This window comes from Methanobacterium sp., from assembly GCA_012838205.1.
Classification (GTDB): Archaea; Methanobacteriota; Methanobacteria; order Methanobacteriales; family Methanobacteriaceae; genus Methanobacterium.
The window spans coordinates 1-15,188 of record DUPR01000009.1; the positions used below are offsets into that span (position 1 = coordinate 1).

The following is a 15,188-nucleotide window of genomic DNA, read 5'->3' on the forward strand; positions in this document are numbered from 1 at the left end:
AACCCTTTTTTTATTTGATTTGTGTTGATCTGTAGATGTTGTATATTGTGTTTTTGAGTTTGGTTTCTTTGTTTGATAGTTGTGTGCTTCTACTATGGTTTGTGCCGTTAAATTTTCTCTTTATTGTTGAAAATATGCTTTCTATATTGTTTCTGTTTATGTATATTTTCTGTCGGAATATTGCTGGGCTTTTTAGTCTGTATTGTCCTTTTTTTGCTCTGTTTTTGAGAGGGATTTGGTCAAATGCTTTGAGTTCTTCATTTATACACTTTCTTATTGGTTCTGTGTCATATGCTTTGTCAGCTACTATGTAATTTGGTTTATACTTTTTGATTTGTCTTAATGCAGGTTTTGCAAATTGTGTATCGTATTTCGGTCCACGTGATGTTTGATAATATAAAATAAGGCGTGTTTTTACGTCTATTGTTAAGTGGTTTTTTATGTAGCTTTTTCTTTCTTTTTGCCGTATTTTTGCATAATACTTGTCTGCATAATCATTAGTGAAACCAGAACCGTCTAATGCTATTATATCTGCTTTAATATCGTTTAATGATAATATTAAACGGTTAATTTCTCTAATTTGTTTTGAAGGTAGTCTTTTAAAAAATTTTTGGATCGTTGTAAAGTGTGGAACCTTTTTTATTCTCAAATATTTCTTAATTAGGTCTGATACATCAATAAAATCAATTATTTCACGATATGTTGATTTTGTGTAAATTTTCATTGCTAATATTGTGAATAAAGCATGTTGTGAATATAAATGGTTTGAAAAAGCATTAGAATACTTGCTTATCGCTATTTTAACATAATAATATGTTCTTTCAATGAATTCGACCAATTTATTTTCTTTTAATCCACTATTCTTGTTTGAAAATCTTTTTAAACATTGAATATTAGAATTTTTAAAATTAAAATCCAAAAGATTTAACTGCTTTGAGACCCCACAATAAACGGGGGAATAATAGATTTTGCTAATCATAATAATATTATTCCCCTTTCCCTTTATAAATACTTTAGCAACCGTATTTAAAAATATGTAAGTGTAATTTCAAGTGAAAACAGGAAAAACTCAACCTAAAACTAATAAAGTTATTTTTATTACCAAAAAAAATTAAAAAACCTCAATTTCAAATAAAAAAAAACATGGTTTCTACAAAGCCAAATTTTTAAAAAAGTAAATAAATGGTTATTTAGAACCATTAACAACTAATTTGGCCATTTGTTTCTGCCATGACTTGGATTTAATGTTTTCCAGATTTATCTTATCTCTTTGAATTTTAATACAGTTTTGTGGGCAGACATTACTGCAAGCACCACAGAGAATGCAAAATCTCTCTTCTATGGATGATTTATTATCCACTAAGCTCACTGCATTGCAGGGGCAAACATCCATACAAGCATGGCATGAATCACCTTTACATTCCGTGGTGTCCATTATTACCTCGCCTTCAAAGGGTTTTATGACTTTAGCTGCATCCACTGGACAGATTTCTTGGCACCACCCACAGTTCACACATTCGTCTTCCTGCAAGATGGACCTACCTTTAATTTTTGCATCTTCAGGGTTTAATCGATAGTCTCCATAGGAACATGAACTACAAACAGCTTTTATAGCATTTACTGGACAGGCACGTTTACACACCAGACAGTAAACGCATTTATTTTCATCTACCTTGATCTCACGATCCATTTTTTCCTGTTTCATGCTTATGGCTTGTGGTGGGCACAATTCTTCACATACCCCGCAGTAAATACATTTATCTTCATCAATATTGATTTCACCAGTTACCAGTTTTGAACGTTCAGGGAGTTCTCTTTTAATAGTTATGGCATCCTGTGGGCATGCAGTTTCGCATGCTTTACAGTATAAGCACTCATCCTCATCAATAGACGCACTGTGTTTCCAAATAGGATATTCATCAAGGTCTTTGATGTTTTTATTGTTGATCTCAAATTCAAGAGCTCCAAAAGGACAAGCTGAAGCACATAAACCGCACAAAACACAATTTTTACCATTTACATTTAGATAATCCATGTCAACTAAACCTCTTGCTATTGGTAGCACTGGACCTAATTTTAGTGATTCTGTTGGGCAGATTTCTGTACATATTCCACAGCCGACACATTTATTCCTGATGTAATCCAGAGAACGTTTTTCGTTCCCGTTTCTTTCTACTGTGCTCATTATACCATTCCCTACACCATTATTCTAATTTAAAAGTTAAGCTTTAGATATGGCTTGATTTGGACAATTCGTGATACATAAATCGCAGTCATCACATTTTTCCATGTATAAAACTAATTCCCCGTCTTCTTCTACTAATGCACCCTGTTCGCATAGTTTGATACACAGTCCTTCTCCGGGGCAGTCATTGATTTTTCCACACTTTTCTAAGTCTATTACTACTGGCATGATTATCACCGAACTAATGAGTTGATGATATACATATACGATATGGGCATATAAACATATCGAATTTCAAAAAAATTATTGTTCTGGAAACATGTTGTTTTAAAATTCAAAATAATATTTTTAAGGTCTTAGATTTTTCGCGTTTCGAAAAGTTTGTAGGGTTGTTTTAGAGTTGTAATTTCTTTTTATGATTAATCTGCTAAAAAAACAATAATATGATGGTTTTTTCAACTAATTTGTTGTATATTTACGTAGATAAAAAGAAAAATCTGAGACCTTAAATATACTGCTCAATTTATTTTTCGAAATGCAAATAATATCTTATTAAAATAAGGGGAATCGATTAATAATAATTAAAATATTAGAAAAAAGGAAGATTAAAAAAGTTATTCTTTTCCAATCATGACTTCTGTAGATTTTATAATTGCTTTAACTACATCTCCCTCTTTAATATCCAATTCATTAACAGATTCTTGGGTTATTATGGCTGTAATCATGTTAGGATCTTCTATTCTTATTTTTACACTGGCCATTACTTTTCCCACTGTAACTCCCTCTACTTTCCCGTTAAGCATGTTTCGTGCACTCATTTTCATAGTTTGTATCCTCCAATAAAACTTTTGATTACATTTATATAATTGATGGCAAAAATAGATTTTCATTAACATTCTTGCATTTCGATCAAACTGGTGATAAGATGAAAACAGTAGAATACAAGCCCATAGGAACAATACACTCACCTCACAAGGATCTTCAGGGAATGCCCATCCAACCCGTAGGTGCAAAAGGAGTTAAAGGACAAATTGAACTTGAAAACGAGTATTTGGAAGGTTTAAAAGATTTGGAAGGTTTTTCACACATAATATTGATATACCATCTTCACATGTGCAATGGGCATTCTCTTAGAGTAAAACCCTTTTTAGACAATGTAAAACGTGGAATTTTTGCAACAAGGGCTCCAAAAAGACCTAATCCCATTGGCATGTCAGTAGTTTGTTTGGAAAAAGTTGAAGGAAACATTATCCATATATCTAATGTAGATGTTCTTGATGGAACTCCTCTTCTTGATATAAAACCATACATTCCACATTTTGATACTTGTGAAGATGAAGATGTGTGTGTGGGTTGGTTTGATGATAAAAAACAGGAAGTCAAGGAAAAAAAGTCCGACACACGTTTTATAGATTAGATTTCTTATTCGATAGGATTTCACATCTTATTTTTCAATCTGCTTTAAGGGGTTACTTTTTTTTTGATGATGAAATTTCGAGAAAAATCTATTTATTATTCTTTTTTACAAATTTTAAGATGATTTCATTAAAAACAAAATGAATGGCAATATTTACCATTATCTTTGTAAAATTGGTTGTGTCAAGTTTTAATTAAAAATAATAGATTTACTTTTTACTTAAAATTCTTCCATCTGGGATACGTTCATGAGTTTTTCAACAGCTTTGGCTTGAACTTGAATTCCTGTTTCTTTAATAGCAGCTAATGGGTTTAACCCACCAGGAGCAACTATGCCCACATGATACCGTTCTACTTTAGCATTGTAGACTAGTTCACTGGGTTTACCTATTTTAAGAATTGAAAATCCTGCATTTCCAATTTTTTCAAGAACATCCATCGCTTCAGGACGAGCTACATATGGAATTTCTTTCAAACTGGCCAGTATCCTGCCACTTGTTTTCAAAGCATCACTTACAGATGTTAAACATTTGGATAAAAAAATTTCGTGTGGGTCTAGGGATGAACCTCCGTAAGCAATTAGTTCAATGAATCGCGGTGTTTTGTTGTCTGTTTCCAAGATACCTCCATATTGGGGGGTTGTTGCTATTCCTTGTTTGGTGAGTATTCCATCAATTGTCAAACTGCAAACAGTTGCTATTCCTTTTTTACCATCTGGACCTGGAACGATCTGGTAGTATTTACTGGTGCAGTACTCTGGACGGGAGGCCATCACATGTCCAAAAATATTCAGTCCTTCTTCAAAGTCTTCCTCTTTAAGGTATGACACATTAACTATTACCTGTCCTGTATGACTTTCAAGATCGAAATCAACTTCATGGATAAGGTTCCATGCTTTGGAAAGTAAAAATTTAACTTTTTCACCTTTTTCACGTCCTGCCAGTTTCAATAACTTTCGAGGTGTTGTGATTGGTTTCATTTGCGAGAATTCAGTTGTGCTTTCAGCCATTTTTATATCAACTTCATAACCTGATTCTTTTGCAGCACATAAGGGAGCTATACCTCCAATAACAGCGATTCCAATCATATTTTTATCCACGGGAATACCCAGAACTGGTTCACCTGCCTCACCAATCTTTAAAATTCCGGAAATTCCTATTTTTTTGAGATTATCAAATAATTTAATTGCATCTTCTCTGGAATTAGCTGGTATTATCCGAAAATTAGCTGGAATATCTCCGTTACCACTTTCTATCACTTTTAAAACGGAGGTCATCTCTTGATCTGCAAAAGCCTCCAAAGGTGTCATGGAAGTCTTTTTATAGGCAATAAGTTCAATAAAATCTCGGGGGACATGATTTTTTATCTCAACCAAGCCACCATACTTAGGCACAACGGGGATTCCTGATTTAAGGAGCATACCGTCAATGGTGGTTCCGCAAATAGTTTCCATTTCTATTTTGTTTTCATTACCATCAGATGAGGCTTGTGTGTTAATTTTAACATAGGGACTTACTGCTATTTGTTTGTTGAAAATATTTTCAATAATTTTCATTAACTGCGCATCATAGGAAAAAGTTGATGTATTTACAACCACGGATCCTAAACTTGTTTTTGGATTAAGAGTGGTTTGATACATCATGTCTTCAAATTTAGAAAAAATGAAATCAACTTGATCATAAATTAGGCCTTTACCTAGTTCTTTAATGCCTTCAGGAGTTATTTCTCGACCTATATATCCAACACGTGCAGTAAATCCTCTTTCGTCCAGAATACGCAAATGATAACGAACTGCTCTTTCACCCAAGTCGTATCCTTTCTTGTGAAGTTCTCTAGATATGGTTTTAGCCCCTAAAACTTTACCTTTTTCTGCAAGGATCCTTAGGATCTCTATCATCTTACGATCAGTTTCCTGTGGCATTAATTCACCAATTTAATAATTTTTTTAGAAGTATAACTTTCATTTAAATCATTATAATAAATATTAGTTCGCATTGTTGGTATTATTTATTTAATTGTATGGTTGAATTAGGATAAAATAGTAATTGTGCAGTAAAAGAAAAATAAAAGAAAAAGACGGAGTTTTAAATCTGAAGGTACTTCTCGACTTCATACTGGAATACTTGTATCCGGTATTCATCCCATTCTTTCCTTTTTAAGGCATAAAACTCGTTGTACACATGGTCACCAAGGGATGTTTTAATCACTTCGTCATCCTCCAAGGCATGGTATGCTTCCCAAAGGCTTGATGGAAGTGTTTCAATACCCATTGATTTCAGTTCTTCAGGGCTTAATTTATATACATCTAATTCAGTTGGCTTTCCTGGATCGATTTTGTTCTTAATACCATCCATACCTGCTTCAAGCATAGCAGCAAATGCTAAGTATGGGTTACATGAGGGGTCAGGGCTTCTGAACTCCACTCGCGTACCGTTACCACGAGACGCAGGAATTCGGACCAGGGTTGATCTGTTCCTAAATCCATAGGTGATGTAAACTGGGGCTTCATATCCCGGTACCAATCGTTTGTATGAGTTAACACTTGGAGCTACAATAGCGGATAATGCTTTTGAATGTTTTAGTAAACCTCCAGTGAAATGTAATGCTTCTTCTGATAATTGAGTTTCGGTGTCAGTGTCAAAAAAAATGTTTTCTCCATTTTTAAACAAGCTCTGGTGGCAGTGCATACCGCTACCGTTAACACCGAAGAAAGGCTTCGGCATGAAAGTGACCATTGAGCCTAATTTGTCTGCTATGGCTTTAATTGCTTGTTTGAATGTAATGAATGCATCTGCAGTTTTCAGGGCATGGTCGAATTTGAAGTCTATTTCGTGTTGTCCAGGCCCTACTTCATGATGGCTTACTTCTACGTCGAAGTTTAACTCTTCCAATCCTAAAACTAATTCTCTTCTCATGTCAGTTCCTTGGTCTACAGGTTCCACATCGAAGTAAACGCCCTCATCATGTGGGTAAACATTTCCATCTTCATCTACGTCAACAATGAAAAATTCTGGCTCTGGACCAACATTGTATTCGTAACCCATTTTTTCAGCTTTGGCCAAGGTTTTTTTCAGTATATATCTGGGATCTCCTTCAAAAGGTGTTCCATCAGGCCAATAAATATCACAAATGAACCGGCACACTCCTTTTTCTTCAGGTCTCCAGGGAAGTGTGGAAAATGTGTCAGGGTCTGGTTTTATTACTAAATCACTATCGTTAATGTCTACAAATCCATCGACTGAGGAACCATCAAATAAAATTCCGTCTTTTATGATAGCTTCTATGTCGGTTGGTTTTACTAAGGGAATAGCCATGTTTTTAGGAGTCCCATGTATATCTACGAATTGTAGTCTAACGAATTTAATACCACATTTTTCTATATCTTCAAGTAATTTTCCAATTTTGTCTTGCAATTTGTAACTCCTTTATTTTAACCGGAAGTATGTTTCCTTTTGCTGGTATTTAAATATTTGTGGTATTTTTAAATTGGGTTAATAGATGAATTTTAAATAACAACAATGCTTCATCAGTGGAAAAAAAAACAAATATGAATTAAGTAATTATAAATAAAACTTTTGTTGATGGTTTTTTATCCTTTAGTGCCATTTATGAATCTTAATTTTACCATAGTAATTTTTTCAGCAGGGGGTGTTGCTAACCATACTTCGTAAGTAGCGTAATCATATCCAGAAACCTCAGGGATCATTATTTTAGTTTCAGAGATTGCTTCATTTTTATTATTATACCCTGTTACAGTCATGTTAACAAACCGATATTTTTGTTCCACCTTGTTTTCGACTAATCCAGTTACATGATATGAATTATTATTCGATTCTGCTATGTTAACCGTAAATTGGATAATATCCTCTGTTTTTTCATTTTTTTGATTAATCAGATTTCCTTTATCAAATGTGCATCCACTGGCCATTAATATTAAAAATATTACTACAAATCCAATTAAAACGGTTGTTTTGGATTGATTCATTAATACACCATCAAAACACTATATTTTAGATAATATTTAATTTTTAATTGAAAATTTAAAATCTCACCACTGTAAATGCTTCTTCTTTCAATAAGTCAAACATCAATACATTAGGTGCCATCAAGGAAGTTCCTTTGTTTGTTATAATTTTAACAGCTTCAAAAGCTTGAATGCACCCTACAATGTTAGGAACTGGTCCAATTACTGGAGGAACTTCTTTGTTCAAATTATTAATTCTAGAAATAATTTCATCAGTTAATTTTTTTCCCTGTGAAGGTAATTGAAACAATTCCTCATAGGAAGGTGTTGTATTGTTGAACACTGTCACTTGTCCCATGGTACCATGAATTGCTCCATGAATAAAAGGAAGTTCTAATTCCCTGGAACATCTACTAACTATAATACGAGTGAAAAGGTTATCTAAGCCATCTACAACAACATGGCTTTCATTTAACATTTCGTATACATTTTCATCTGTCAATTCTTCGTTAATCTGCTCAATTTTCAGTGAAGGGTTGATTGTTCTAAGTTCTTCCAAGGTTACTTCAGTTTTTGGTCTTCCGATGTTGTTTATTTTACTCATGAGCTGCCGGTTGATATTGGAGATTTCAAAAACATCTTTGTCAACTATACGGAGCTCTCCAACTCCCATTCTAGTTAACATTTCCAAAGTGGCGCCACCAATACCTCCACATCCTATAACAGTTATTTTAGACTTTTTAAGTTTCAATTGTTCGTTTTTATCTAGAATTCCAGTTTGTCTTTCAATCATTTTCCAGTAATCTGTTTTTTCCTGTTTTTTAGGCATATGGGCACCAAATAATTCATTAGTTTATTTTTAATAATTGTCCTTTTCTTGCATCTTTTAAAATATAACATTTCCAAGTGGAAACAAATAATATTATCAGATAATTATTATACTCTCTTCGAAAATATCGAAATTTGATATAAATTAACTGAATTCAAATATAATTTTGAGAATTACAGTGAAGTTCATTGAAATATTTAATCTTATGGTAAGTGGCAGTATATAATTTTACTATTGAACAAAGATATGGGGTTTTTTTAATGGATAAATTTGAAGAAATTCTGGAAAAAATGTCAGAAATGTCAGAAAATCAGTTAAAAACTTTAATTGAAATGCAAAAGAAAAGGATATGCATCTGCAGAGAATGCCCAAGTTTCAACGAATGTATGAATGAAAATAAAGAAGGATTATTCTGTATTTTAGGTAATAGTGGTTGTGGTCTTGAATTAATAGAATGCAATTGTAGTGAGTGTTCAACGCACATCAATTTTCAAATGAAATATGAATTATACTGTATTGAAGGTTCAGAAGAAGAACAGAGGTCTAAAAAGAAGTAAAATATAGATCATGTCATAATAAATAAAATTAAAGTGCCGGGAGCGGGATTCGAACCCGCGACCTCGCGGTATCCCAGGAAAAAGTCAGAGCACTTGCTTAATACCCTATGAGCCGCGCGCTCTAACCAGCTGAGCCACCCCGGCATGGCTTATATGCTGTTCATTCTTATCTAATTTAAAGTTTTCTATGGTTAAGAAAAGTTATGTTTATTTCTGGTGAAGTGCTTTATTAAACAATCAAGATAAAATTATTTTTGGGATAAATCTAATTGGGTTAGAATTACACATTATATTATCATAATTTGAGGTGTTAACGTGGATGAACATGTTATAGAGGCTTTAGGCAAATCAAAAATAGTCATAAAGGATGGAAAAGTAGTCAAAGTTGAAGAACCTCAAATAAATTACTGCCCTCTTTTTCACAAGTACCGAAATATCGAGAAACTCAATCCCCAAGTGGTTAAAGATAATATAAAATTCCGAATCAAGGATTTTGGAATGTGCACCAGTCAGAGAGAGTTAAAAATGAGGGATTTCTTATCTTTTGGAATATCTGAGATCCTAGGCACATTACTTGAAAAAAAACGTATAGATTGCGCGGTCATGGTTTGTGATGGATGTGGAACTGTAACTGTTGAAGATCCAGAACTGGTGCAAGGAATTGGTGGCAGAATCTCTGGAATTATCAGTACCAGCCCCATAAACGAAGTCATAAATATATTAGGGGAAAATGCAGTTCTGAACCCAAAAACTGCAGAGATAAATCAGGCAAAAGGAGTTTTAAAATCTATAAATAATGGTTGTCAAAAAATAGGAGTCACTGTTACATTGGCAGAAGATGCAGTGAAACTCAGAGAAATTGAAAGTCAACATGATGGGGTGAATATCTATATTTTTGCAGTTCATACTACTGGTATTTCCAGAGAGGATGCTGAGATCCTTTTTGAAAACACTGATATCATAACTTCTTGTGCTTCGATTCACCTAAGAACTATTGCAGAAAAAAGGAATATTTTTTCAGTGGGAGTTGCAATACCCATATACGCTGCCAGTAAGGAAGGAGAAGAGTTTCTTAAAATGAGAATCGAAAAGATCGGAGGATTGAAAGATAAAAAAGATGCTAAAATTCCAGATCCCCTAATCTAATAATAATTTAGCATAAGATGAGTAGTTGTTTAAGAACTAAAGACTATGTCAGGAAGAAATGGCGATAATTAATATATTTCATCATCTAAACCAGCAAGGGCGCGAATAAGAGAACTTTGGGTGATAAGGCCAACCAAATCCCCTTGTTCTACTACTGGAATTCTTTGATAACCTTTTTCAGCCATAATTCTGGTAATATTCATTATTGGGGTGTTTTTCTCTGCCACTTCTGGATCTTTGCTCATTAGATCGCCCACTTTGAGACCAAGTGCCTCCCCGCCAGCTAGGAGGATGTCACGATGAGTTATTATACCCACTAACTTCTTCTTGTCCACTACTGGCAGACCTCCAACATTGCATCGCATCATTTTTAGCTTGGCTGCAGCCACCATGTCGTTGCGGGAGGTTACATGCACTTCCTGGATCATGATATCTTGGGCACGCAGTTTTTCTATCATAATATTTAACTTTTAACTACATACTATATTAAAACAAAGGTGAAAAAGTGACTCAATTGTACCGGGCAAGTAAAGGTCAGATCACAGATGAAATGCAAAAAGTAGCTGAAAATGAGGGCATTGATGTTCAAAAACTCGCACGTAGAGTTGCTAAGGGTTATGTGGTGATTCCTACCAATAATAACAGGAATACAAAACCATGTGGAATTGGAAAAGGACTTTCTACTAAGATCAACGCCAATCTTGGATCTTCCCCTGAACTGGAAAACGTGAATTTGGAAGTAAATAAGGCTCAGATGGCAGTAGAATATGGTGCAGATGCTATTATGGATCTTTCTACTGGAATAAATTATAAAAAAGTGCGAAAAGCCATTATTAAAAATACAAACGTACCTTTAGGTACTGTTCCCATATATCAAGCAGGGATCAACGCTTCCAAGAAGCGTGGAGCGGTAATTAACATGGAAGAAGAAGACATGTTTAAGGCTATTGAAGAACAAGCTCAGGAAGGAGTTGATTTTATGACAATCCATAGTGGAATTACTCAGGACACTGTGGAAAAAGTTAAAGAATCTGAAAGGATAATGGGAGTGGTCAGTAGGGGTGGAGCATTCCTTACAGCTTGGATACTTCACAACCAAGAAGAAAATCCACTTTATTCCAATTTTGATTACTTGTTGGAAATAGCAAAAGAACATGATATAACTATTTCATTGGGTGATGGCCTCAGACCAGGTTGTCTGGCTGATGCTTCTGACATACCTCAGATGAGTGAACTGTTAATTTTAGGAAGTCTGGTGAAACAGGCTAGGGAATCAGGAGTTCAAGTCATGGTAGAAGGACCTGGACATGTGCCATTAAACCAAGTTGAAGCTAACATGCAAATCCAGAAAACAGTTTGTCAAGGAGCACCATTTTATGTTTTAGGGCCTATAGTAACTGATCTGGCACCAGGATACGACCACATTACTTCCGCCATCGGAGGGGCATTGGCTGCTAAGGCCGGAGCAGATTTCTTGTGCTATGTAACTCCGGCAGAACATCTTTCTATACCTGTATTGCGAGATGTTAAAGAAGGAGTTATCGCATCAAAAATAGCTGCACAAGCTGCTGACGTGGCTAAAGGCCATAAAATTGCATGGGCCAAAGAATTAGACATGGCCAAAGCAAGAAAGAATTTTGACTGGGAAAAACAGTACCAACTGGCATTCGATCCTGAAAAACCTAAAAAATGCCGTGAAAGAAAACCAACAGATCGAAATGATATGTGCACCATGTGTGGTGAGTTTTGCGCTCTTAGAATGGTTAGAAACAACATGTAATTAATTCCTTATCAAAAAAGTATATTTTCAGCTAACTCTAACAAACTTAATTATAAATAATGAAAATTTCTTTTTTTTCTTTATTTTCCATGTTTGGTGTTCATTTCTATCTTTGTTTATTGTTTTTATCATTGATTCTAGTTTATTGATGAAAATTTCCACAATATCATCTGATTTTGGGTTAAGGTAATGAGTTGCAGTAGGTTGTAGCAAAAGCATTAGAAAAATGTTTTTTGGGTTAATGAGAGTGGTGCTGATTAATCGGTGTCCGGGACTTGAACTTGTTTTTAATCACTGTGTAGGGGTGTTCTATTGCAATTTTTTGCAGGTGTCTTTTTTGTATTTGTTTTGTGAGGTGTGTCTGCGTGTTTTTCGCTAAATGGTGTCGCCATTGTTTTTGTATAATGTTTAAAAGTATTTAAAATCTTAATTCACTACTTCTTTCGGTTTATTAAGGTCCACTTGATCGTCATGAATATCGGCAGTTGTGGTGATTAGTCTACGTTTTATAAACTTATTAAAGGAAATATAATCATTAATTTATCCACTAAGCTCGGATCAGACAAGCTTTACCACTTGAAAATCAACATTATATAACCATAAAATTTTCATTATTTTTAGATACACCAACCTTGGGGAGTGATAATTGCACGCCTCATTCACAAGTTTGTAAACCGATAATAAATAAGTGGATTAATCAACCAATTTTTCATCTCTTTTTGAACGAGTACGCACTGTTAATTCATTAAATAATGTTTAAACGATTAATTCATGTTAATATGATTATAATGTAGTTGGTTGCGATTTTCATATTTAGATGCCAAACAACGAAAAACACAAAGCAATAAACATAAAAATCACAAAATCAATATTACTTATAGAAATTCTTTAAGGCATGATATTAAAGAAAGCTAACTTATGATCCATGTATTGAATTAAATGATATATCGTATCATTGGTCATTGTTATTTTAGGTTTTCTTAAGTTATACGGAGGAAAAATAAATGTCAATGCAACATGTTGAAGGTGAAAATAAAGGGGATGTTGTTCTGTATGCATTAAGCACTTGTGGGTGGTGCAAAAAGACTCGGATGATGTTGGAGGAACTGGGAGTGGAATACAACTACGTCTATGTTGATCTTCTGGAGGGTGATGAACGGCAAGAGATGATTGAACAATTGAAGAAATGGAATCCTCAACTTTCTTTCCCCACCTTGATAATAAATAATGAAGAATGCATCGTGGGATTCGATGAAGATAAAGTAAAGGAGAATCTACAATGAGTACGGTTGATATTTCAAAAAAAGAAGTAAATCGTTTTTATATGGAGATTAAAAACCATGCTGAATCTGCAGGTTACTATCTTAATCCTGATGAATCATTTACCAAGGATCTCCTGCAAAGCATTCTAATTAACAGGAATCGTTATGGTTATGATGCTTGTCCTTGTCGCTTAGCATCTGGTGCTAAAGAGGAAGATCTTGATATTATATGTCCATGCGACTATCGTGATCCTGACTTGAACGAATTTGGGGCATGTTACTGTGCTTTGTACGTTACCAGCGAAGTCTTTAATGGTCAAAAAAAACTAACATCCATACCTGAAAGGAGACCTGGGCCCGATCAACAGTTTAAAGTTGATGAAATTTCCAAGAAAAAAGTATTAACTAGTGTTTCTCTGCCAGTGTGGAGATGCAGAGTTTGCGGATATTTATGTGCTAGAGAAGAGCCCCCTGAAATTTGTCCTATCTGTAAAGTTGGAAAAGAAAGGTTTGAACGATTTTTATAGGTATTTTTTAGGATATTATAAATTAATATTATTGATTTTTTCTTTTATAAAACATTTATAAAGGTTTTTTTTTAAAATCATATTCCCATCAACAATTATTGAAATTCACATATAATCATAAAAAAGGGAAATATTTATAATCAACAACAATCAAAATTTAAATTAGTTAAATAAAATTATTACTATAATGTAAATGTAATAATTATGTAAAAAATATTCGGCTACTATAGATTGAATAGGTGGGAGTCAAATGGACTATATGTTTGAATTGTATGAGCAAGTAAAGGATGATATGAAATTTTTCATAGCCTCTGATGTAAGGGCTAAGATATTAATTAGTTTAAGAAGTGGATCTAAGAATTTAGCTGATTTGCGTAAGGAAATTCATCTGAGTTCGTCTACTATTTTACACGGAATGAATCAACTGGAACAAAAAAATTTCATTTTCCGTGAATCTGGAAATTATTCCCTATCCCAAACTGGTGAAGTAGTATCCAATAAATTAATCGATGTAATGCGCTCTTTTTATTCGCTTAACCTCTGTGAGGGGTTGTTCTTAAACCATGATATTAGTTGCATCCCTCCTGATCTCTTTAAAGATATTGGTTGTCTGGAAAAATCATTCATTGTTAAATCCACTAGCACCAATATTATGAGGCCACAAGAGGTTTTATCAGAATTTTTAGCCAAAAGTAAAAACTTTAAACAACTCACCTCAGTATACAACCCCGCAAGTGTCCAGATATTTATGAAAGCCCTGGAAAACGGGGGCGATGTACAGCTTATAATGACTGAGGGGATAATTGATAAGTTGGTTGAAACTGCTGGAGAAGAAAAACTGAATAAATGGATCAAAGAAGGTAATTTAAAGTTAATGAAAATAGATGAAGATGTGAAGATCTCACTGACCACAGGAGACAACTTTATTGCCTTGGGACTATTTTCAGCTGATGGAACATATGACTTGAATATTTCTTTAATTAGTCATGGTGAAGAGGCTATTTCATGGGGTAACAGATTATTCGAACATTATCGTCAAATATCTAATTCCGTAGAATTTAAAGGGCGAAAAACTCCTGAAAAAATTGTTGCTTTAGAAAAATAACGACTCTTAATAGAATATCGTGCAAAAAATATTCAGAATAATCATATCCCATTTTAACATTTTTTTTTCTTTTCAATAAATTCTTTTCATGCACGATTTATGAATCTTTCAAAGTGTATTACGAATTTTTTAGTTATTTTTTTCCTGAATTGGTATGGGATATTGTTGATTTCATGTTTTAATTTTTTTAAATTTTTTTTTTGCTGTGTTATAGTTTTTTATATCTATAATTTCGAATATTCTGTTTTTATAATGGATTATTTTTTCTAAATATTCTTGATTGTCTTTGTTTTTTCTTTTAATTGTTTTTGTTAGCCAGTTTTTTATTGATTGTGGTGAAGGCCTTTTATTCCATTCTAATTCGATGATTTTAGCTATTTTCGTAGTGAAACATGTTGTAAACTGTTGATTAAAGCT

16 protein-coding genes and 1 tRNA gene are annotated in these 15,188 nt (G+C 33.7%); 7 read left to right on the top strand and 10 right to left on the bottom strand.

The annotated features are described in order from the left end of the window. Nucleotides 1-10: 10 nt before the first annotated feature. The 4 genes from GXZ72_01095 to GXZ72_01110 form a co-directional block, all read right to left on the bottom strand. Complete coding sequence (locus GXZ72_01095; GenBank protein ID HHT18151.1) at nucleotides 11-526, bottom strand: transposase; 516 nt, start codon at nucleotides 524-526, stop codon at nucleotides 11-13. Nucleotides 527-1,186: 660 nt separating this feature from the next. Beyond that, entirely contained in the window at nucleotides 1,187-2,185 is a 999-nt protein-coding gene (locus GXZ72_01100) for a 4Fe-4S binding protein (GenBank protein HHT18152.1), read from the bottom strand. Nucleotides 2,186-2,221: 36 nt separating this feature from the next. Then, a complete protein-coding gene (locus GXZ72_01105) occupies nucleotides 2,222-2,413 on the bottom strand; it encodes a 4Fe-4S binding protein (GenBank protein HHT18153.1) in 192 nt (63 codons plus the stop codon). Between the two features lie 386 nt (nucleotides 2,414-2,799). After that, on the bottom strand, nucleotides 2,800-3,009 hold the full coding sequence (locus GXZ72_01110; GenBank protein HHT18154.1) for a TOBE domain-containing protein: 210 nt from the start codon (nucleotides 3,007-3,009) through the stop codon (nucleotides 2,800-2,802). Between the two features lie 101 nt (nucleotides 3,010-3,110). On the opposite strand from GXZ72_01110, the gene tsaA reads away from it, so the two are divergent. After that, nucleotides 3,111-3,602 carry a tRNA (N6-threonylcarbamoyladenosine(37)-N6)-methyltransferase TrmO gene (gene tsaA, locus GXZ72_01115; GenBank protein ID HHT18155.1) on the top strand — a complete coding sequence of 164 codons (492 nt, stop codon included), beginning with the start codon at nucleotides 3,111-3,113 and terminating at the stop codon, nucleotides 3,600-3,602. Between the two features lie 219 nt (nucleotides 3,603-3,821). Here the strand turns inward: tsaA and GXZ72_01120 are convergent, their stop codons facing one another. The 4 genes from GXZ72_01120 to GXZ72_01135 form a co-directional block, all read right to left on the bottom strand. Next, complete coding sequence (locus GXZ72_01120) at nucleotides 3,822-5,522, bottom strand: DUF128 domain-containing protein (GenBank protein ID HHT18156.1); 1,701 nt, start codon at nucleotides 5,520-5,522, stop codon at nucleotides 3,822-3,824. 163 nt (nucleotides 5,523-5,685) lie between these two features. Then, nucleotides 5,686-7,014 carry a type I glutamate--ammonia ligase gene (gene glnA / locus GXZ72_01125; GenBank protein ID HHT18157.1) on the bottom strand — a complete coding sequence of 443 codons (1,329 nt, stop codon included), beginning with the start codon at nucleotides 7,012-7,014 and terminating at the stop codon, nucleotides 5,686-5,688. 176 nt (nucleotides 7,015-7,190) lie between these two features. Further along, a complete protein-coding gene (locus GXZ72_01130; protein ID HHT18158.1) occupies nucleotides 7,191-7,586 on the bottom strand; it encodes a hypothetical protein in 396 nt (131 codons plus the stop codon). Between the two features lie 55 nt (nucleotides 7,587-7,641). Continuing rightward, entirely contained in the window at nucleotides 7,642-8,394 is a 753-nt protein-coding gene (locus tag GXZ72_01135) for a HesA/MoeB/ThiF family protein (GenBank protein ID HHT18159.1), read from the bottom strand. A gap of 260 nt (nucleotides 8,395-8,654) precedes the next feature. Here GXZ72_01135 and GXZ72_01140 point away from each other — a divergent pair, with 260 nt between their 5' ends. After that, nucleotides 8,655-8,951 (top strand): DUF2769 domain-containing protein, encoded by a 297-nt coding sequence (locus GXZ72_01140; GenBank protein ID HHT18160.1) that lies wholly within the window; start codon nucleotides 8,655-8,657, stop codon nucleotides 8,949-8,951. A 34-nt stretch (nucleotides 8,952-8,985) separates the two neighbouring features. On the opposite strand, the gene GXZ72_01145 is transcribed toward GXZ72_01140, so the two are convergent. Continuing rightward, nucleotides 8,986-9,095: transfer RNA gene (locus GXZ72_01145), tRNA-Met, on the bottom strand. A gap of 171 nt (nucleotides 9,096-9,266) precedes the next feature. Here GXZ72_01145 and GXZ72_01150 point away from each other — a divergent pair. Then, nucleotides 9,267-10,097: a DUF2099 family protein gene (locus GXZ72_01150; protein ID HHT18161.1), complete on the top strand. Its 831-nt coding sequence runs from the start codon at nucleotides 9,267-9,269 to the stop codon at nucleotides 10,095-10,097. Between the two features lie 68 nt (nucleotides 10,098-10,165). Here GXZ72_01150 and GXZ72_01155 read toward each other — a convergent pair whose 3' ends face one another. Next, nucleotides 10,166-10,555, bottom strand: coding sequence for a CBS domain-containing protein (locus GXZ72_01155; protein HHT18162.1), 390 nt, complete (start codon nucleotides 10,553-10,555; stop codon nucleotides 10,166-10,168). A gap of 47 nt (nucleotides 10,556-10,602) precedes the next feature. Between GXZ72_01155 and thiC the strand changes: the two genes are divergently transcribed. From thiC to GXZ72_01175, 4 genes are all read left to right on the top strand, one after another. Next, on the top strand, nucleotides 10,603-11,877 hold the full coding sequence (gene thiC, locus GXZ72_01160) for a phosphomethylpyrimidine synthase (protein ID HHT18163.1): 1,275 nt from the start codon (nucleotides 10,603-10,605) through the stop codon (nucleotides 11,875-11,877). A 1,004-nt stretch (nucleotides 11,878-12,881) separates the two neighbouring features. Next, nucleotides 12,882-13,160 (top strand): glutaredoxin family protein, encoded by a 279-nt coding sequence (locus tag GXZ72_01165; GenBank protein ID HHT18164.1) that lies wholly within the window; start codon nucleotides 12,882-12,884, stop codon nucleotides 13,158-13,160. Next, nucleotides 13,157-13,666, top strand: coding sequence for a ferredoxin:glutaredoxin reductase (locus GXZ72_01170; GenBank protein HHT18165.1), 510 nt, complete (start codon nucleotides 13,157-13,159; stop codon nucleotides 13,664-13,666). Before GXZ72_01165 ends, GXZ72_01170 begins: the two co-directional genes overlap by 4 nt. A 250-nt stretch (nucleotides 13,667-13,916) precedes the next feature. Beyond that, complete coding sequence (locus tag GXZ72_01175) at nucleotides 13,917-14,771, top strand: DUF1724 domain-containing protein (protein ID HHT18166.1); 855 nt, start codon at nucleotides 13,917-13,919, stop codon at nucleotides 14,769-14,771. Nucleotides 14,772-15,188 lie beyond the last annotated feature (417 nt).

Excerpts from the sequence above, each read along its gene's own strand:
- GXZ72_01175 (HHT18166.1), top strand. The coding sequence starts at position 13,917 with ATGGACTATATGTTTGAATTGTATGAGCAAGTAAAGGATGATATGAAA.
- GXZ72_01140 (HHT18160.1), top strand. The coding sequence starts at position 8,655 with ATGGATAAATTTGAAGAAATTCTGGAAAAAATGTCAGAAATGTCAGAA.
- GXZ72_01170 (HHT18165.1), top strand. The coding sequence starts at position 13,157 with ATGAGTACGGTTGATATTTCAAAAAAAGAAGTAAATCGTTTTTATATG.
- GXZ72_01165 (HHT18164.1), top strand. The coding sequence starts at position 12,882 with ATGTCAATGCAACATGTTGAAGGTGAAAATAAAGGGGATGTTGTTCTG.
- GXZ72_01120 (HHT18156.1), bottom strand. The coding sequence starts at position 5,522 with ATGCCACAGGAAACTGATCGTAAGATGATAGAGATCCTAAGGATCCTT.
- GXZ72_01155 (HHT18162.1), bottom strand. The coding sequence starts at position 10,555 with ATGATAGAAAAACTGCGTGCCCAAGATATCATGATCCAGGAAGTGCAT.
- GXZ72_01135 (HHT18159.1), bottom strand. The coding sequence starts at position 8,394 with ATGCCTAAAAAACAGGAAAAAACAGATTACTGGAAAATGATTGAAAGA.
- tsaA (HHT18155.1), top strand. The coding sequence starts at position 3,111 with ATGAAAACAGTAGAATACAAGCCCATAGGAACAATACACTCACCTCAC.
- GXZ72_01105 (HHT18153.1), bottom strand. The coding sequence starts at position 2,413 with ATGCCAGTAGTAATAGACTTAGAAAAGTGTGGAAAAATCAATGACTGC.
- GXZ72_01110 (HHT18154.1), bottom strand. The coding sequence starts at position 3,009 with ATGAAAATGAGTGCACGAAACATGCTTAACGGGAAAGTAGAGGGAGTT.
- GXZ72_01100 (HHT18152.1), bottom strand. The coding sequence starts at position 2,185 with ATGAGCACAGTAGAAAGAAACGGGAACGAAAAACGTTCTCTGGATTAC.
- GXZ72_01130 (HHT18158.1), bottom strand. The coding sequence starts at position 7,586 with ATGAATCAATCCAAAACAACCGTTTTAATTGGATTTGTAGTAATATTT.